General features: G+C 68.9%; 14 protein-coding genes and 1 riboswitch. Of the genes, 7 read left to right on the forward strand and 7 right to left on the reverse strand.

From position 1 onward, the window contains the following. Positions 1-16 precede the first annotated feature (16 nt). A complete protein-coding gene (locus FGX59_RS20605) occupies positions 17-1,003 on the reverse strand; it encodes a TRAP transporter substrate-binding protein (RefSeq protein WP_138469005.1) in 987 nt (328 codons plus the stop codon). A 3-nt stretch (positions 1,004-1,006) separates the two neighbouring features. After that, the gene (gene uraD, locus FGX59_RS20610) at positions 1,007-1,597 is read right to left on the reverse strand and encodes a 2-oxo-4-hydroxy-4-carboxy-5-ureidoimidazoline decarboxylase (RefSeq protein WP_171060748.1); all 591 of its coding nucleotides are present in this window, start codon (positions 1,595-1,597) and stop codon (positions 1,007-1,009) included. Positions 1,598-1,718: 121 nt separating this feature from the next. Here uraD and FGX59_RS20615 point away from each other — a divergent pair, with 121 nt between their 5' ends. The 3 genes from FGX59_RS20615 to FGX59_RS20625 all read left to right on the forward strand — a co-directional run bounded on the left by FGX59_RS20615 (position 1,719) and on the right by FGX59_RS20625 (position 4,565). Next, positions 1,719-2,654, forward strand: coding sequence for a LysR family transcriptional regulator (locus tag FGX59_RS20615; RefSeq protein WP_138469007.1), 936 nt, complete (start codon positions 1,719-1,721; stop codon positions 2,652-2,654). A gap of 121 nt (positions 2,655-2,775) precedes the next feature. Beyond that, positions 2,776-2,854, forward strand: a riboswitch (SAM riboswitch). Between the two features lie 35 nt (positions 2,855-2,889). Beyond that, a complete protein-coding gene (metZ, locus tag FGX59_RS20620; RefSeq protein ID WP_138469008.1) occupies positions 2,890-4,095 on the forward strand; it encodes an O-succinylhomoserine sulfhydrylase in 1,206 nt (401 codons plus the stop codon). Beyond that, positions 4,092-4,565, forward strand: coding sequence for a GNAT family N-acetyltransferase (locus tag FGX59_RS20625; protein WP_138469009.1), 474 nt, complete (start codon positions 4,092-4,094; stop codon positions 4,563-4,565). Before metZ ends, FGX59_RS20625 begins: the two co-directional genes overlap by 4 nt. A gap of 10 nt (positions 4,566-4,575) precedes the next feature. Here the strand turns inward: FGX59_RS20625 and FGX59_RS20630 are convergent, their stop codons facing one another. Next, positions 4,576-5,511 (reverse strand): sulfotransferase family protein, encoded by a 936-nt coding sequence (locus FGX59_RS20630; protein ID WP_138469010.1) that lies wholly within the window; start codon positions 5,509-5,511, stop codon positions 4,576-4,578. A 202-nt stretch (positions 5,512-5,713) separates the two neighbouring features. Between FGX59_RS20630 and folE2 the strand changes: the two genes are divergently transcribed. The 3 genes from folE2 (at position 5,714) to pheT (ending at position 10,979) form a co-directional block, all read left to right on the forward strand. Continuing rightward, positions 5,714-6,814, forward strand: a complete 1,101-nt coding sequence (folE2, locus tag FGX59_RS20635) for a GTP cyclohydrolase FolE2 (protein WP_138469011.1) — start codon at positions 5,714-5,716, stop codon at positions 6,812-6,814. A gap of 236 nt (positions 6,815-7,050) precedes the next feature. Then, positions 7,051-8,496 (forward strand): TrkH family potassium uptake protein, encoded by a 1,446-nt coding sequence (locus tag FGX59_RS20640; RefSeq protein ID WP_138469012.1) that lies wholly within the window; start codon positions 7,051-7,053, stop codon positions 8,494-8,496. Between the two features lie 68 nt (positions 8,497-8,564). Continuing rightward, the gene (pheT, locus tag FGX59_RS20645) at positions 8,565-10,979 is read left to right on the forward strand and encodes a phenylalanine--tRNA ligase subunit beta (RefSeq protein WP_138469013.1); all 2,415 of its coding nucleotides are present in this window, start codon (positions 8,565-8,567) and stop codon (positions 10,977-10,979) included. Between the two features lie 122 nt (positions 10,980-11,101). Here the strand turns inward: pheT and FGX59_RS20650 are convergent, their stop codons facing one another. Beyond that, complete coding sequence (locus FGX59_RS20650) at positions 11,102-14,266, reverse strand: efflux RND transporter permease subunit (RefSeq protein WP_138469014.1); 3,165 nt, start codon at positions 14,264-14,266, stop codon at positions 11,102-11,104. 4 nt (positions 14,267-14,270) lie between these two features. Next, positions 14,271-15,380, reverse strand: a complete 1,110-nt coding sequence (locus FGX59_RS20655; protein WP_206078399.1) for an efflux RND transporter periplasmic adaptor subunit — start codon at positions 15,378-15,380, stop codon at positions 14,271-14,273. Between the two features lie 249 nt (positions 15,381-15,629). Here FGX59_RS20655 and FGX59_RS20660 point away from each other — a divergent pair, with 249 nt between their 5' ends. Further along, complete coding sequence (locus tag FGX59_RS20660; RefSeq protein ID WP_138469016.1) at positions 15,630-16,817, forward strand: DegT/DnrJ/EryC1/StrS aminotransferase family protein; 1,188 nt, start codon at positions 15,630-15,632, stop codon at positions 16,815-16,817. Positions 16,818-16,889: 72 nt separating this feature from the next. Here the strand turns inward: FGX59_RS20660 and FGX59_RS20665 are convergent, their stop codons facing one another. Both FGX59_RS20665 and FGX59_RS20670 read right to left on the reverse strand, forming a co-directional pair. Then, positions 16,890-18,248, reverse strand: coding sequence for an ammonium transporter (locus FGX59_RS20665; RefSeq protein WP_138469017.1), 1,359 nt, complete (start codon positions 18,246-18,248; stop codon positions 16,890-16,892). Between the two features lie 31 nt (positions 18,249-18,279). Continuing rightward, positions 18,280-18,618, reverse strand: a complete 339-nt coding sequence (locus FGX59_RS20670; protein WP_138469018.1) for a P-II family nitrogen regulator — start codon at positions 18,616-18,618, stop codon at positions 18,280-18,282. Positions 18,619-18,625 lie beyond the last annotated feature (7 nt).

An 18,625-nucleotide genomic window follows, 5' to 3' on the forward strand; every position in this document is an offset into this window, starting at 1 on the left:
TTCGGCGTCCCGCGGGTCACTGGCTGACCGGGGTCTCGCCGGCGAGCATCGCGGCGATTTCCGGCGACAGCGCCTTGCGGGCCTCCACGGCGACCGGGGCGGTGGCGGCGCGCAGCGCGGCGGCGAAGTCCGGCGAGACTTCCGAATAGGTCATCCCGTCGGCGACCAGCTTGTCGAGCGCGGCGGCATCCTGCTCGGCGGCAAGCTGGCGCTGGAAGGCGACGGCATCGGCCATCGCGGTGGTGACGGCCTCCTGGAATTCCGGGCTCAGCGCGTCGAACTTGTCCTGGTTGGTCACGACCGAGATGAAGTCGAAGAAGTGGTTGGTGTTCGAGACGTATTTCTGCACCTCGGCATAGCCCGCCACGTCGATGATCGCGAAGGGGTTCTCCTGGCCGTCGATCACGCCCTGCTCCATCGCCGAGTAGAGCTCCTTGACGTCCATCGCCACCGGGTTGGCGCCGAGCGCGCGGAAGGTCGCCATATGGGTCTCGTTCGGCTGCAGGCGGATCTTCAGCCCTTCGATGTCCTCCACGCTCTCGACCGGGCGGACGTTGTTGGTCAGCTGGCGGAAGCCGAGCTCCATGTAGCCCAGCGATTTCATGCCTTCCCCGGCCAGCTTGGCGTCGATCGCGGCGCCGATCGGCCCGTCGACAGTGGCGAAGGCCTCGTCACGGCCGGAGAACTGGAAGGGCATCGAGACCGCGGCCAGATCCGGCACGGTGCGCGACAGGTAGGCGGAGCCGACCCAGATGATCTCGACGGCGCCGAGCTTGACCGCCTGGACGTTCTCGGCCGCGCCGCCGAGCTGCTGGGCGGGGAAGATGTCGACGGTCAGCGCGCCGTCAGTGAGGCTTTCCACCTCTTCCTTGAATTTCTGCATGGCCAGCGAGGAGGAGTGCTCGGTGGCGAAGTTGCCCGCGACGCGGATCTTGTCGGCATCGGCGGTCGCGGCACACAGGGCGAGGGCGGAACCGGCGAAAAGGGGGAAAATGGCGTTCATGGGTCAGGTCTCCTGTCGGGTTTCGGGGTCTGCTTCAAGGGCCGGATGGCCCGCATTGGTCTGGTCTTGAACGGAAAGCTCCGGTCCGAGGGCGGCATCGATCCGCGAGCGGATCACCGCGGCGATCTGGTCGAGCGTCTCGCGCCGCTCGCCGCGCAGCGGGGCGGCCAGGCGCCGCTCGAAGAGCGCGAAGAGCTCGCCGAGGCTTGCGACGCGGAAGAGCGCGACGATGAAGGGATGGCCGTGGCGCTGCAGGTAGAGGGCGTTGAGCCGCTCCAGCCGCCGCAGCTCGCCGCCTTCGAGCCGGTCGAGCCCGAGCCGCCCCTGTTCGGTGGTCGAGGCCGCGGTCATCCGTCCGGCGCGGGCCTCCTCGCCGGCAAGGGCCGGGTGGCGGCGGAAGAGCGCGACCTGCGCCGCCGGGCCGAGCGCGTAGAGTTCCGAAAGCAGCGCCGCCTCCAGCGCCGCGGCCGTGCCGTAGGGGCGCCGCGCCAGCGCAGCGCCGACGAGGCCGGGCGAATTCTCCACCAGCGGCTCCAGCAGGCGCTGGGCCCCGGCCTCCGTGGCGGTGTTGATCTGCTCGAGTGTCAGGGGCATTGCTGTCCGTCCGTATCGTCCTTGCCTGCCCAGACTGCCCCAGACCATCATTGCCATCCATGACAATATGAGGCACGTTTCATTCTAGAAATTAGAATGCAAGAACGCGGAGGACCCGGCCATGGCGCTGCATCTCGTGCCCCGCCCGATGCTCTATCTCGAAGCGGTGGCGGAGGCCGGGTCGATCCAGGCCGCCTCCCGCGAGATCGGCATCGCGGCCTCGGCCATCGACCGGCAGATCATGCTGCTGGAGGAGCGGCTGGGCGTGCAGCTCTTCGAGCGGCAGAAAAGCGGCATGCGGCTGAGCCCGGCGGGCGAGTCCTTCCTGGTGATGGCGCGGCGCTGGCGCGCGGACGAGCGGCGGATCTGGTCGGACATCCAGCAGATGCAGGGGCTGGAGCTCGGCCAGGTGCGCATCGGCGCGATGGACAGCATGGCCAATGGCGCCGTGCCCCGCGTGCTGGCCGCGCTTTTCGAGCAGTTCCCGCGGGTGCAGGTCGATGTCGAGGTGATGACCCCCGACGATGTCCGCGCCGCGCTCGGCGAGGGGCAGATCGACATGGCGCTGGCCTTCAACCTGCGGCCGCATCGCGACCTGCACGTGCTCTGGTCGGCCGAGCTGCCGCTGGGCTGCCTGGTGGCGCCGGGCCATCCGCTGGCCGGGCAGGCCGCCGCGGGGCTGGCCGACGTGGTCCGCCATCCGGTCGCGCTGCAGAGCCGGGCGCTGGCGATCCGCCGGATGCTCGAGGCCAAGCATGGCTGGATCTTCTCCGAGACGCGGCATCCGGTGGCGACGAATTCGCTGCAGCTGGTCAAGACGCTGGCCGCCTCGGGCAGCCATGTCGCGCTGACCTCCGAGCTCGACGCCGCGCCCGAGATCCTCGACGGGCGGCTGCTGTTCCTGCCGGTCTCCGACCGCGGGGTGGCGCCGCAGAGCGCCTCGATCGCGGTCAGCTCGCGGCGCAGCCTGTCGCGGCTGGCGCGCAAGGTCTGCGACCTGGCGGCGGCGGAGATGGAGGCGCTGCTGGCCGAGGTGCGCGCGACGGCGGCGCGCTGAGCGGCGCCCGGGCGGGCCGGGGCTAGGCGAAACATCGAGGTTGTGCCATATTTTGCTGGTCCGCAGCGCCAGAACGGCGCGGCCCGCCCAAGGCTTGACCTTCGCGTCGCGGAGTCCTAATGCCAGCTATCGTGGCGCTTTGTTCACCGGATTGCGGGCCACGTTAAAAATTCCGCTAAAGAGGTCGAGGGCAGGGCCCTCCCCACTCTTCCCGGGTACTGAAAAGGAGACGCGCATGGCGGACGATCTGAAGATTTCCGGGAAAGCGGGATGGCAGCCCCGGACCAAGCTGGTGCATGGCGGCACCCGGCGCAGCCAGTACAACGAGGTCAGCGAGTCGATCTTCCTGACCCAGGGCTTCGTCTACGACACCGCCGAGCAGGCCGAGGCGCGGTTCAAGACCGTCGGTCCGGACGAGTTCATCTATGCCCGCTACGGCAACCCGACCGTGGCGATGTTCGAGGAGCGCGCCGCGCTGCTGGAAGGCGCGGAAGACGCCTTTGCCTGCGCCTCCGGCATGGCGGCGGTCTCGGGCGCGCTGACCTCGATGCTGCAGGCGGGCGACCATATCGTCTCGGCCAAGGCGCTGTTCGGCTCCTGCCTCTACGTGGTGGAGAACATCCTGTCGCGCTACGGCGTCGAGGTGACCTTCGTCGACGGCACCGACCTGGAGGCCTGGAAGGCCGCCGTGCGCCCCGACACCAAGGCGGTCTTCCTCGAGGCGATCTCCAACCCGACGCTGGAAATCGCCGACCTGCGCGCGATCTCGCAGATCGCCCATGACAACGGCGCGCTGGTGCTCGTCGACAACGTCTTCGCCACCCCGGTCTTCCAGCGCTCGCTGGAGCTGGGCGCCGATGTCGTGATCTACTCCGCGACCAAGCACATGGACGGCCAGGGCCGGGTGCTGGGCGGCATCGTGCTGGGCACGAAGGAGTTCATCCGCGGCACGCTCGAGCCCTACATGAAGCATACCGGCGGCTCGATGTCGCCCTTCAACGCCTGGGTGCTGCTGAAGGGGCTGGAGACCATGGCGCTGCGCTGCGACGCGCAGGCGGATGCGGCCGAGGCGCTGGCTGCCGCGCTCGACGGCCATCCGAAGCTGTCCCGCGTGATCTTCCCGGGGCTCGAGAGCCATGCCCAGCACGCGCTCGCCAAGGCGCAGATGTCGCGTCCGGGCACGATGCTGGCGATCGAGCTGAAGGGCGGCAAGGACGCGGCCTTCCGCGTGCTGAACGCGCTCGAGGTCTTCATCATCTCGAACAACCTGGGCGACGCGAAATCCATCGTCACCCATCCGGCGACCACCACGCATTCGCGGCTTTCGGACGAGCAGAAGGCCGAGCTGGGCATCGCGCCGGGGCTGGTGCGGATCTCCTGCGGGCTCGAGGATCCGGCCGATCTGGTGGCCGACCTGCTGGCGGCGCTGGAACAGGCATGACGCTGTCGCTGCGGCGGGGCGGGGCAGAGGATGCCCCCGCCCTGGCGCGGATCTTCCGGGCCTGCATCCTGCGCGGGACCAAGGGCGCCTATTCCGCCGAGCAGCGCCTGGCCTGGGCCGGGTCGCGCCCGGATGCCGAAAGCTGGGCCGCGCGGGTTTCCGATGTCGATCTGTGGATCCTCGAGGAGGACGGCGCGCCGGTCGGCTTCGCCGGTCTGCAGGGCGACAATTTCGACCTGCTCTTCGTCCATCCCGACCATGCCGGCCGCGGGCATTCGCGGCTGTTGCACGAGGCGCTGGTGGCCGAGGCGCGGGCGCGCGGCCTGACCGGGCTCGTTGCCCATGCCAGCCATGTCTCCCGCCCCGTCTTCGCCCGCTACGGCTGGCAGCTCGAGGAAGAGGCCGAGGCCGAGCGCGGCGGCGTGAAGCTGGGCTACGCGGTGATGCGGCTGGCGCTGGCGCCCGCCTGATCCGGCCGTCTCAGGCCGCGGCGCGGCGCAGGAGCTCGTCGCGGCGCAGCGCCGGGAAGCCGCCCGCATCGACCGCAGCGGCGAACCCCGCGGGATCGCTGCCGGGGGAGGGCAGGCCCAGGCGGCGCGCCGCAATCTCGGCCGAGCGTCCGGGCGGCGCGGTGCGCGCGGGCGGCAGGGCGGCGTCTTCGAGCCGGCCGGAATATCCCAGAAGCGCGAAATCGGCCGCATAGAGCTGGCGGGCCAGGGCGGTCTCGGCCGGTCCGAAATGCTCGGCCAGCCGGTCCGCGGCGCCGGTGGCGTGGCGCTTGCCGATCACCGCGTAGCTGCCGCCGCCGCTCTCGCCGTAGAAGCGGCGCTTCATCTCGGCGAAATCCGCCTCGAACCGCTCGAAGGCGCCGAGGAAGTCGTAGCCGATATCGCCGAGGCAGAGCAGCCGCGACTGCGGCGCGAAATGGATGTCGCGCGCCTCTTCGGGAATCGCGGCCAGCGCCTTCAGGAAAGTCCCGAGCGGGATCCGCGCGTCGGGCGCGAAGCCCAGCTGCGGCAGATGGCGGGCGCGCTCCCAGTCATTGGTCACGATCTTGTCAAGATAGCCTGACAGCAGCCGCGCGAAGGGATTGCGGGTGAAGGAGAAGCGCCGCCAGCTTCCGGCCAGCGCGGCGCGGCGCGTCGCGGGGGGCAGGGACGAGAGCATGGGCAGCGGCGAGCTGGCCCGGTCATGCACGTCGCGCCCCTCGGGCGTGCCGCCGGGCGGCGGCGCGGCGCGGTCCTGCATATACGCTTTTATCGCGGTGCAGGCGACCTTTGGCGTCTCGATATAGACGATGCGGCGGGCGGGATCGGGGTTGGCCAGGTAATCGAGCGTCCCGGCCTGCGCGCCGAGACGGCCGGCCAGATGTCCCAGCGCCCTGCGGGAGGCGGCACTTTCGGACGGCTTGACCATGGGCGCGGACCTCTCTAACCCCTCACTGACACATGCACATATTGGCGGCTGCGCGCGCTGCCGGCAAGGCTATGCCCTGTTGCCGTGCCGCTACGGCCGTCCCTGCATGGAAACTTCACTGGACAACTAGTCGCGGAGCCCCACATAACGCACTGACGGAATAAGATTAAGCTGCATTGGCAAAACATGGAGACCGGAGGTCATGAACATCCACACGCCCAAACCCGATCGTGAACCGACACGGGAGGACGCCGCAGAGGCGCTGGCGCTATTGCGCCGCTGGGCCGGGGATGCCAACCCGGCCGAGATCGAGATGCTCGATCCGGCCGTCCATGGACTAATGCCGGGGCAGCCGGACAGCTATCCCCTTCTGTCGCGCCGGTTTCCTGCGGATTTCGCGGTGGACGAGGCCTATATCGCGTCGATGCCCGACCTGCAGAACGGGCCGAGCAGCCTGATCCGCGGGGCGAAGGCGCGCATCCAGCATGTGGGCATCTCGAACTTCCGCCTGCCGATCCGCTTCCGCACGCGTGATTCGGCCGACATGGTGCTGGAAACCTCGGTCACCGGCACGGTCAGCCTCGAGGCCGACAAGAAGGGCATCAACATGTCCCGGATCATGCGCAGCTTCTACAAGCGCGCAGAGGAGACGTTCTCGATCGAGGTGATCGAGGCGGTGCTCGACAGCTACAAGGCCGATCTCGGCAGCTTCGACGCGCGCATCCAGATGCGGCTGAGCTTCCCGATGAAGGTCGGCAGCCTGCGCTCGGGCCTGTCGGGCTGGCAGTACTACGACATCACGCTGGAAGTGGCCGAGCAGGACGGGATCCGCAAGAAGATCGTCCACCTCGACTATGTCTATTCCTCGACCTGCCCCTGCTCGCTGGAGCTCAGCGAGCATGCGCGGCGCGAGCGGGGCCAGCTGGCCACGCCGCATTCGCAGCGTTCGGTGGCGCGCATCTCGGTGGTGCTCGACGACCGTGCCGGGGTGCTGTGGTTCGAGGATCTGGTGGAGCTCTGCCGCCGCGCCGTGCCGACCGAGACCCAGGTGATGGTGAAGCGCGAGGACGAGCAGGCCTTTGCCGAGCTCAACGCCGCCAACCCGATCTTCGTCGAGGATGCGGCGCGCTGCTTTGCCGAGCTGCTGCTGGCCGAGCCGCGGGTCGGCGATTTCCGCGTGGTTGCGAGCCATCAGGAAAGCCTGCACAGCCATGACGCGGTCTCGGTGCTGACCGAAGGCACGACCTTCGCCCATGCCTCGCTGGAGCCGCGGCTCTTCGGCAGCCTGATCCACGGCGGCTGACCCCAGGACCTGTTCCGGCGCCGCGGCCTCCCGAAAGGGACGGCCGCGGTTCCATTTACGCCCCCCCGTTTTCCATTTCCGGCCCCCCGGACCGGCGGGCAGGGCAGGGGCACATGCCCTTGAAGCGCGGAGGAAAACGGCGGCGCTGACGCATCCGTGCCGCGCTTGGCGCCCCGCATCGCGCCCGCCCGGCGTCCCCGCTTGACTTGTCCAGGCCCCCGCGCCATCGCAGGATCATGATCGATCTGCGCCCAGTCGCCTATGTGATCGGCATGCTTGTCGCGGTGCTGGGCGCGACCATGCTGGTGCCGCTCGCGGTGGATCTGGCCTATGGCAATGGCCATTGGCCGGCCTTCCTGACCAGCGCCGTTCTGGCCTGCCTGGCGGGCGGGCTGACCGCGCTGGCCTGCTCCTCCTCGGCGGGCGAGGGGCTGACGCTGCAGCAGACCTTCCTTCTGACCACGCTGGTCTGGGTGGCGCTGCCGGCCGCCGGATCGCTGCCCTTCATCTTCGGGGCCACCGATGCGCGGGTGGTCGACGCCTTCTTCGAGGCGATGTCGGGCATGACCACCACCGGCTCCACCGTCTTCTCGGGACTCGACACGCTGCCCAAGGGGCTCCTCTTGTGGCGCGGCATGCTGCAATGGTTCGGCGGCATCGGGATCATCGTCGTCGCCATGGTGTTCCTGCCCGAACTGCGCATCGGCGGCATGCAGATCTTCCGCTCCGAGGCCTTCGAGACCATGGGCAAGATCCTGCCCCGCGCGGCCGAGATCGCCAGCCGCATCTCGGTGATCTACGTCGCGCTGACGGTGAGCTGCGCGATCACCTTCTTCGCCTTCGGCATGTCGGGCTTCGATTCCATCGTCCATGCGATGACCACGATATCGACCGGCGGCTTCGCCAATTACGATGACTCCTTCGGCCAGTTCAACGCGCCCGAGACCTATGCCTGCTCGATCTACATGATCCTCGCGGCGCTGCCCTTCGTGCGCTACGTCCAGCTGATCCACCAGGGCCCCGTGCCGCTGTGGAAGGACAGCCAGGTCCGCGCCTTCGTCGGCACGATCACGGTCATGACGCTGATCCTCTTCGCCTTTGTCGAGCATATCGGCATGGGCGGCGAAGAGGGCTTCCGCGAGGCGCTGTTCAACACCGCCTCGATCATGACCGGCACGGGCTACGCCAATACCGACTACATGAAATGGGGCAGCTTCGCGGTCGGCTACTTCTTCTTCGCCGGGCTGATCGGCGGCTGCGCGGGCTCCACCGCCTGCTCGATCAAGATCTTCCGCTACCAGATCCTCTTTGCCGCGATCATCACCCAGATCAAGCGCATCCACTCGCCCTCCGGCGTGTTCTTCACCCGCTTCGAGGGCCGCCGCGTCGATGACGACACGCTGGCCTCGGTGATCGCCTTCTTCGTGATGTTCATCCTGTCGATCGGCGTGCTCTCGGTGGCGCTGACGCTGACGGGGCTCGATTTCATCACCGCGCTCTCCTCGGCGGCGACGGCGCTGGCCAATATCGGCCCGGGGCTCGGCGACCAGGTGGGACCGGCGGGGAACTTCGCCGGGCTGAACGATCTGGCGAAATGGCTGCTGAGCTTCGGCATGCTGGCCGGGCGGCTGGAAATCATGGTGGTCTACACGCTTTTCACCATGCAGTTCTGGCGCGCCTGAGCCCGCGGCCACTTCCCTTTCCGGTCCCGTCCCGCTAGGAGGCTGGCCAAGACCGTGAGGGGAAAACCATGAAGTTCACTCTGTCCTGGCTCAAAGACCATCTCGAAACGCAGGCGTCCCTGGACGAGATCGCCTATGCCCTGACCGATCTGGGGCTCGAGGTCGAGGAGATCTCCGATCCGGCGGAGAAGCTCGCGGGATTTGCCCTGGGCAAGGTCGTGAAGGCCGAGAAGCATCCCGATGCCGACAAGCTGCGCGTCTGCCAGGTCGAGACCGCCGACGGCCCGACCCAGATCGTCTGCGGCGCGCCCAATGCGCGCGAGGGCATCACCGTCGTCGTGGCCAAGCCCGGCACCTATGTCCCGGGCATCGACATCACCATCCAGAAGGGCGTGATCCGCGGCCAGGAAAGCTTCGGCATGATGTGCTCGGTCCGCGAGCTCGAGCTGGGCGAGGACCATGACGGCATCATCGAGCTGCCCTCGGGCGAGGTCGGCCAGAGCTTCCCCGACTGGCTGGCGGCGAACGATCCCGGCAAGGTCGATCCGGTCATCGAGATCGCGATCACCCCGAACCGCCCCGACGCGCTCGGCGTGCACGGCATCGCCCGCGACCTCGCGGCCCGCGGCATCGGCACGCTGAAGGCCCGTCCCGTCCCCGCGGTCGAGGCGAAATTCCCCTGTCCGGTCAGCGTCTCCATCGACGCGGACACTCTGGAGCAGGCGCCGGTCTTCTACGGCCGGCTGATCCGCGGCGTGAAGAACGGCCCCTCGCCGGAATGGATGCAGGAGCGGCTGAAATCCGTCGGCCTGCGCCCGATCAGCTTCCTCGTCGACGTGACGAACTTCTTCACCCATGACGTCTGCCGTCCGCTGCACGTCTTCGATGCCGACAAGATCACCGGCGGCACGCTGCGCCTGCACAAGGCCGCGGGCGGCGAGACCCTGACCGGGCTCGACGAGAAGCTCTACACCTTCGAGCCGGGCATGACCGTGATCTCCGACGCCGAGGGCCCCGAGAGCATCGGCGGCGTGATGGGCGGGCTGCGGACCGGCTGCACGGACGAGACCGTCAACGTCTTCGTCGAGGCGGCCTATTTCGACCCGGTCCGCACTGCGCTGACCGGCCGGGCGCTGAAGATCAATTCCGACGCCCGCTACCGCTTCGAGCGCGGCATCGACCCGCTCTACACCCCCGAGGGGCTGGATGCGGCCTGCGCGATGATCCTCGAGATCGCCGGCGGCGAGGCCTCCGAAGCGGTCACCGCCGGGGCGATGCCCGACGTGTCGCGCGCCTACAAGCTCGACGTGGAGCGCTGCCAGAGCCTCGTGGGCATGGAGATCTCCCCCGAGACCCAGCGCGGGACGCTGCGCGCCCTCGGCTTCGAGCTGGATGCCGAGGACATGGCGACCCCGCCCTCCTGGCGCCCGGACATCCTGGGCGAGGCGGACCTGGTCGAGGAAGTCGCCCGCATCGCCTCGCTGACCAAGCTCGAGGGGCGGCCGATGGCGCGTGCCCAGGCAGGCGTGCCGAAGCCGATCCTGACCCCGCAGCAGCGGCGCGAGCAGGCGGCGCGGCGGATGCTGGCGTCGCTCGGCTACAACGAATGCGTCACCTACAGCTTCGTCGATGCCAAGTCGGCCGAGCGCTTCGGCGGCGGCGATGCGGCGCGCGCGCTGGAGAACCCGATCTCGGCCGATCTCGGCCATATGCGTCCCGACCTGCTGCCGGGCCTCCTGGCCGCTGCGGCGCGCAACCAGGCGCGCGGCTTTGCCGATCTGGCGCTCTTCGAGGTCGGCCCGGCCTTCTCTGGCGGCGAGCCCGAGGAGCAGTCGACCCATGTCACCGGCCTGCTGGTCGGCCAGTCGGGCCCGCGCGATCCGCATGGCGCCCGCCGCGGGATCGACCTCTATGACGCCAAGGCGGACATGGAGGCGGTGCTTTCGGCCGTCGGCGCGCCGGAGAAGGCGCAGATCTTCCGCGACACCGCCGACTGGTTCCATCCGGGCCGCTCGGGGCGCGTCGGGCTCGGCCCGAAGAAGACCATCGCGGTCTTCGGCGAGCTGCATCCCCGCGTGCTGGAGCAGTTCGGCGTGAAGGGCCCTGCGGTCGCCTTCACCGTGCTGCCCGCCGAGGTGCCGCTGCCGAAGAAGTCGGCGACGACGCGCCCGGCGCTGATCCTCAACGACCTGCAGGCGGTGGAACGCGACTTCGCCTTCGTGGTCGACAGTGCGGTCGAGGCGCTGTCGCTGGTCAATGCCGCGGCGGGCGCCGACAAGGCGCTGATCGAGTCGGTGCGGGTCTTCGACGAATTCGCCGGCCCGAAGGCCGAGGCGCAGATGGGCGAGGGCCGCAAGTCGCTGGCCATCACCGTGCGCCTGCAGCCGGTCGAGAAGACCCTGACCGAGAAGGACATCGAGGCGGTCAGCGCCAAGATCGTCGAGAAGGTGAAGAAGGCCACCGGCGCCGAGCTGCGCGGCTGAGCCATCGCATCGCCGCCGGGGCAGGGCTCCGGCGGGCGGGAATGAAGAAGGGGCCGGGTCGATTGCGACCCGGCCCCTTTCTATTGTCCCGGTGGCGCCGCCCGCAGGCGGCGCGGCGCGGTTCAGCTCTCTTCGGCGGGGGCGGGCTTGCCGGTCTTGACTGGTTCCATCCCGAGCTTGCCCTTGGCCCATTCGCGTCCCGTCTGGAAGACGACGTAGAGCGAGGGGATCAGGAACACGCCGATCAGCGCCGCCGCCAGCATGCCGCCGAAGACGCCGGTGCCGACGCCCCGCCGGGTCAGCTGCGCCGCGCCGGTGGCGGTCACCAGCGGCCAGAGCCCGACGATGAAGGCGATCGAGGTCATCATCACCGCCCGGAACCGGGCGCGGGCGCCGGTCACCGCGGCCTCGAGGATCGGCATGCCGTCAATCTCGCGCCGCTCCTTGGCGAATTCGACGATCAGGATGCCGTTCTTGGCGGCAAGCGCGATCAGCACGACCAGCCCGATCTGCCCGTAGACATCGAGCGGCAGCCCGGTGACGAGCAGCGCCGCCATCGCGCCGAAGACCCCGACCGAGACCGACAGCAGCACCGGCACCGGGATCGTCCAGCTTTCGTAGAGCGCGACCAGGAAGAGATAGGCGAAGATCAGCGCCAGCACGAGGATTGCGGTGGTCTGCCCGGCCGCCTCCAGCTCCTGCAGCGCGGTGCCGGTCCAGTCGAAGCTGTAGCCCTGGGGCAGGTTGTCGGCCGAGATCTCCTCCATCGCCGCCAGCGCCTCGCCCGAGGAGACGCCCGCCGCAGGGCCGCCATTCATGGTCAGCGCGCGGAAGTTGTTGTAGCGGATGATCGAGGCCGGGCCGGTGATGTACTGCGCCTCGGCCACCGCGGCGACCGGCACCATCTCGCCCGCGCTGTTGCGGACATGGATGCGGCCGATATCGGTGGTGCTGGCGCGGTCGGCCTCCTGCGCCTGCAGCGTGACCTGCCAGGACCGGCCGTAGAGCGTGAAGTCGTTCACGTAGACCGAGCCCAGCGTGCCCTGCAGCGCCGAGAACAGGTCGGAGACCGACACGCCCAGGGTCTGCAGCTTCTCGCGGTCGATATCGAGGAAGAGCTGCGGGGTATTCGCGGAGAAGGTCGTGTAGGTCGCCGAGAGCCGCGGGTCCTGCGAGGCCGCGAGGGTCAGGCCGGTGGCGACCTGCGACAGCTCCTGCGGGCTGCGGCCCTGGGTGTCGAGCAGCATGTACTCGAAGCCCGAGCCGGTGCCGAGCCCGATGATCGGCGGCAGGTTGAAGGCGAAAACCTGCGCCTCGCGGATCGGGAAGCTCTGGACCATGGCCGACTGGATCGCGGCGAAGACGGTCTCGGAGGGGTCGGTCCGCTCGGCGAAGCTGTCCATCCGCGCGATCAGGAAGCCCGAGCTCGACTTCGCGGTGCCGTCGAGCATCGAGAAGCCGCCGATCGAGACCACGTCCTTGACCCCGGGCAGGGCGCCGATGATGTCCTCGACCTGGGTCAGCACCGCCTGGGTGCGGTTGAGCGAGGCGCCCTCGGGCAGGCGGACCTCGGCGAAGAAGGCGCCCTGGTCCTCGGCGGGCAGGAAGCCGCCCGGCACCTTGGTCATGATCCAGCCGGCGCTGGCCAGCGCCAGCAGCAGCAGCGCCAGCCCCAGCACCGCGCGGCGGGCGATGGCATGGGCGACCTTGGCATAGCCGTCGCGGGCATTGTCGATCCGCGCCGAGATCCAGGCCATCACGCCGCGGCGCGGGCCGGAATGCGGCTTCAGGATCATCGCCGCCAGCGCGGGAGACAGCGACAGCGCGTTGATCGAGGAGATCACCATCGACACCGAAACCGCCACCGCGAACTGCTGGAAGAGCGCGCCGGTGATGCCGGGAATGAACGCCACCGGCACGAAGACCGACAGCAGCACCAGCGTCGTGGCGATGATCGGCCCGGTGATCTGCCGCATCGCGAGTGAGGTGGCGTCGCGGGCGGACATGCCCGGATTCTCCTCCATGATGCGCTCGACATTCTCGACCACGACGATCGCGTCGTCGACCACGATGCCGATGGCCAGGACCAGCGCCAGAAGCGACACGGTGTTGAGCGTGAAGCCCATGGCCAGCATCACCGCGAAGGTCGCCACCAGCGAGACCGGCACCGCGACCACCGGGATCAGCGTCGCCCGCCAGTTGCCTAGGAAGACGAAGACCACTATGACGACCAGCACGAAGGCCTCGAACAGCGTTTTCTGCACCTCGTCGATCGAGTCGATGATGAATTCGGTCGTGTCGAAGGTGACGTTGTAGGCGACGTCGTCGGGGAAGTCCTCGGCCGCGCGGTCGAGCGCGGCGATCACCCCTTCGGCCGCCTGCAGCGCATTGGCCCCGGGGCTCTGGTAGACGCCGATCATCACCGTGTCGGTGCCGTTCAGCCGCGCCGTGGTGTCGTAGTTCTGCGCCCCCAGCCGCACCGTGCCGATATCGCGGATCCGCAGGAAGGAGCCGTCGGGATTGGCGCGCAGGACGATGTTCTCGAACTCCTCCGGCTCGGCCAGCCGCCCCTTTGTGGTCAGGTTCAGCTGGAAGAGCGGGTCGTCGGTCATCGGCTGGGCGCCGATCCGGCCGATCGCCGCCTGGGTGTTCTGCGCGCGGATCGCGGCGGTGACATCGGCGGGCGTCAGCCCCAGCTGGGTCATCCGGTCGACATCGAGGCTGATCCGCATCGAGTAGTCGCGCGTCCCGAAGAGCCGCGCATCGCCCACCCCGGGCACGCGGCGCACGGTGTCGAGGATGTTGATCGTCGTGTAGTTCGACAGGAAGAGATCGTCATAGGTGCCGTTCGGCGAGTGGATCGACAGCGCCAGCAGCATCCCGGAGGAGGCCTTGCGCACGCTGACGCCGCTGCGGACCACCTCGTCGGGCAGGCCCGACTCGGCCAGCGAGACGCGGTTCTGCACGTTGACTGTGTTCAGGTCGGGGTCGCTGCCCACGGCGAAGGTCACCGACAGCGAATAGGAGCCGTCCGAGCCGCTGGTCGAGCGCATGTAGAGCATGTCCTCGACGCCGTTGACCTGCTCTTCGATCGCCTGGCCGACCGTGGCCTCGACGGTTTCGGCATCGGCGCCGGGATAGACCGCCGAGACGGTGACGACGGGCGGCACGATGTCGGGGAACTGCTCCACCGGCATGCGGGCCAGCGAGATCAGCCCGGCCAGGGTCAGCACGATGGAGATGACGGCGGCGAAGCGCGGCCGGTCGATGAAGACCTGGGAGATCATCGGCTCAGCCTTCCTGTGCCGGGGCGGCATCCACCTTGGCGCCGGGCCGGACCTTGTTCAGCCCTTCGGTGATGACGTTCTCGCCCTCGGACAGGCCGCTGCGGATCTCGGTCAGCCCGTTGCGGGTGCCGCCGACATCGACCTGGCGCTGCTCGGCCGTGCCGTCATCGCCGACGACCAGAACGAAGGCGCCCGCCAGGCTGCGGCTGATCGCCTGGGCCGGGACGGTCAGGATCTGGTCGGCCTCGGTGGCCATCAGCGTCACCAGCACGAATTCCCCGTCGCGCATCCGGCCCTCGGGATTGGCGAACTGGGCGCGCACCAGGACGGTGTCGGTGCCCTCGGAGACGGTGCTCGACAGGTAGTTGACGGTGCCGGTCTCGTCCGGGGTCGCGCCATTGGCGAGGGTCAGGCTGACCGTGGCGTCGCGGGGCGCCTCGCCGCGGTCGACGGCGGCGCGGTAGTCCTGCAGCACCCGGTTCGGGACTGCGAACTCGGCGAAGATCGGATCGGTCAGCGTCAGCGTGACCAGCGCGCCCGAGGACGTGCCGACCAGCGCGCCGACATCGTACTGGGTCAGCCCGACGATGCCGTCGAAGGGCGCGGTGATCTTGGTGTAGCTCAGGTCGAGCGCCGCCTGGCGCCGCTGCGCCTCCAGCGTGACGAGCTGTCCCTTGGCCTGCGACAGCGAGGCCTCGGCCTGGTCGAGATTGCGCTGCGGCGTCGCCTGGCGGCGGACCAGCTCGGCCTGGCGGTCGCGCTCGAGCTGGGCGAGGTCGCGCTCGGCCTCGGCCGAGGCGATCTGCCCCTCGATCTGCTGCAGCGCCGCCTGGTAGCTGTCGGGCTCGATCTGGTAGAGCAGGTCGCCCTGCTTGACGCGGCCGCCCTCGGTGAAATCGACGCTTTCGATGAAGCCGGTGGAGCGCGCGCGGATGTCGACGCGCTGCGCGGCGACCAGACGGCCGGTGAAATTCGCGGTGCCCGCGCGCTCGGTCATCGTGGCTGGGGCCACCACCACGGCAGGGGCGGGCTGCTGCTGCTGGGCCGGAGCGGTGCCGGCAAGGAAAGCCAGGGCGGTGCCCAGAAGGGCCGCCCTGAGGGTCTGGGTGGTCAAGAAAGTCATCGCGCTAGCCATTTCTCCGGAATCTCCTGCACAAGAACACGATTCGGTGACTCTGTCCGTCCCCAATTGGACGCGGTGGTTCAGTTTCACCCATGACGGGTGCCTCCACCCGCGAAAATTGTGCCTGCCGCGGCGGGCCGGGCCGTGACCGTTCTGCCGCGGCAGGCGGAGGCACCCGCGCGGGCGTTGACCTCTGCCCGCCGGTGAGTCACCCAGCTTCAAACAGGCGGGAGCCCCGACATGACGACGCGTTTCACCGGCAGTTTCACCCAGCAGGAACCGATCCCCGAAGATGCCATCGAGGCCGCCGTGGCGGTGATGCGCTCGGGGCGGCTGCACCGCTACAACCTGGCCGCGGGCGAGGAGGGCGAGGTCTCGGCGCTGGAGCGCGAATTCGCCGCCTATATGGGGTCGCGCTACTGCCTGGCGGTGGCTTCGGGCGGCTACGCGATCTGCACCGCGCTGCGGGCGCTGGGGATCGGGCCGGGCGACAAGGTGCTGACCAACGCCTTCACGCTGGCGCCGGTGCCCGGCGCGATCGCCTCGGTCGGGGCGCAGCCGGTGCTGGTCGAGGTGACGCCCGGCCTGGTGATCGATCTCGACGATCTCGCCGCCAAGGCGGGCGAGGCGCGGGTGCTGCTGCTCAGCCACATGCGCGGGCATCTGTGCGACATGGACCGGCTGATGGAGATCTGCGACGGCGCGGGCATCCGCGTGATCGAGGACTGCGCCCACACGATGGGGGCGCGCTGGCGCGGCGTGCTGTCGGGGCGGCACGGGGCGATGGCTTGCTACTCGACCCAGACCTACAAGCACATGAATTCCGGCGAGGGCGGGCTGCTGGTCTCCGACGATGCCGGGCTGATGGCGCGCGCGGTGCTGCTGTCGGGCAGCTACATGCTCTATCCCCGCCATGGCGCGGCGCCCGGGCCCGAGGCCTTCGAGGGGATCGTGCTGGACGTGCCGAACATCTCGGGGCGGATGGACCATCTGCGCGCGGCGATCCTGCGGCCGCAGCTCGCGCGGCTCGACGCGCAATGCGCCGCCTGGACCGAGCGCTACCGCGCGGTGGAGGCCTGCCTGCGGGGCGTCCCTGGGCTGGTTCTGCCCGAGCGGCCGCAGGCCGAGGCCTTTGTCGGCTCGTCGATCCAGTTCCTGCTGCCCGGGCGCGGGGCGGAGGAGATCCGCGGCTACCTGGCCGCCTGCGCGGCCCGGGGGGTGGAGCTGAAATGGTTCGGCGCGGCGGAGCCCGCGGGCTTTACCTCGCGCTACGATCACTGGCGCTATGCCGCGCCGCAACCGCTGCCGGGCACCGACCGGGTGCTGGCGGGGCTTCTCGACATGCGGCTTCCGCTGACCTTCAGCCTGGAGGATTGCCGGATGATCGGCGGCATCCTGGCCGAGGAGGCGTCGCGGCTGGCCGCCTGAGCAGCCGCCCCTGCGCAAAAGGAAAGGGCCGCCCGGAGGCGGCCCTTTGCATGTTCAGGCAGACGCGCGGGCTCAGGCGCCGGCGCGGCCGAATTCCGGATAGGCTTCCATGCCCAGCTCGGCCATGTCGAGGCCCTCGATCTCGTCCTCTTCCGGCGCGCGGATGCCCATCACGGCCTTCAGGATCAGCCAGACGATGCCGGAGGCCACGAAGGTGAACACGGTGATGGAGAGGAAGCCGATGATCTGGGTCACGTAGTTGGCGTCCGAGTTGGTGAAGGGAACCACCAGGGTGCCCCAGAAGCCGCAGCAGAAGTGGACCGGGATGGCGCCGACGACGTCGTCGATCTTCATCTTGTCCAGTGCCGGGACGACCAGGGTGCAGAGGATGCCGCCGATCGCGCCGATCAGGGTCGCGGTGCCGAGGCCCGGGGTCAGCGGTTCCGCGGTGATCGAGACCAGGCCCGCCAGCGCGCCGTTCAGCACCATGGTGAGGTCCGGCTTGCGGTAGAGGATCGTGGTCATGAACAGGGCCGCCAGGGCGCCGCCTGCTGCCGCGGTGTTGGTGTTGGCGAAGATGCGCGACACGTCGGCAACGTCGGAGACGGTGCCCATTGCCAGCTGCGAGCCGCCGTTGAAGCCGAACCAGCCGAGCCACAGGATGAACGTGCCGAGGGTCGCCAGGGTCAGGTTGTTGCCGGGCATCGGGATGACGCGGCCGGCCGAGTCGTACTTGCCGATCCGCGGGCCGAGGACCAGGACGCCGGCCAGGGCTGCCGCGCCGCCGCAGGCGTGCACGACGGTCGAGCCTGCGAAGTCCTGGAAGCCCATGGCGTCAAGGAAGCCGCCGCCCCATTTCCAGGATGCGGTCAGCGGGTAGATGAAGCCGGTCAGGACGGCGGTGAAGATCAGGAAGGGCCACAGCTTGATGCGCTCGGCCAGGGTGCCCGAGACGATCGATGCGGTCGTGGCGCAGAACATCAGCTGGAAGAAGTAGTCGGAGCCGGTGGAGGCATAGGACAGGTCATCGAGCGCGTCGACGGCAACGCCGACCGGTTCCAGCACGGCAACGGCCGGGAACAGCGCCGAGAAGTAGCCGTCAATGGCCCAGGAGCCGAGCGGGTACATCAGGTTGTAGCCGATGAGGTAGTACATCACGCCCGCGATGGCGAAGAGCGCGACGTTCTTAAGGCACTGCATCGTCACGTTCTTGGAGCGCACGAGACCGGCCTCGAGCATGGCAAAGCCGGCCGCCATGAACATGACGAGGAAACCGCCGACCAGGAACAGGACGGAGGTCAGGATGAATTTGACCTGGTCGGTGGCCTCGCCGGTCGGTGCGACGGCTTCGGCTTCCTGCGCGAAGCCCAGCACAGGCAGGGCAATCGCGGCGGCAGCAGCCGTGACCAGCAGGGTTTTGTTGAGTTTCATTGCAAAAAGGTCCCTCACTTCACTCTTACTGTCAGAGCGCGTCTTCGTTTTCTTCGCCGGTCCGCACGCGCACCGCTTGGGCGACGTCGAGGACGAAGATCTTGCCGTCGCCGATCTTCTCGGTCTTGGCCGTCTCCTCGATGGTCTTCACCACCTGGTCGGCCATGTCGGCCTTCACGACGATCTCCAGCTTCACCTTCGGCACGAAGTTCACCGCGTATTCCGCACCGCGATAGATCTCCGTGTGACCGGACTGCGAGCCGAAACCCTTGATTTCCGTCACCATCATGCCGCGAACGCCGATGGCGGTCAGCGCCTCGCGGACCTCCTCCAGCTTGAACGGCTTGATTGCAGCAATGATCAGTTTCACGATTGTC

The sequence above is a fragment of the Poseidonocella sp. HB161398 genome, from assembly GCF_005870025.1.
Lineage (GTDB): Bacteria > Pseudomonadota > Alphaproteobacteria > Rhodobacterales > Rhodobacteraceae > Mangrovicoccus.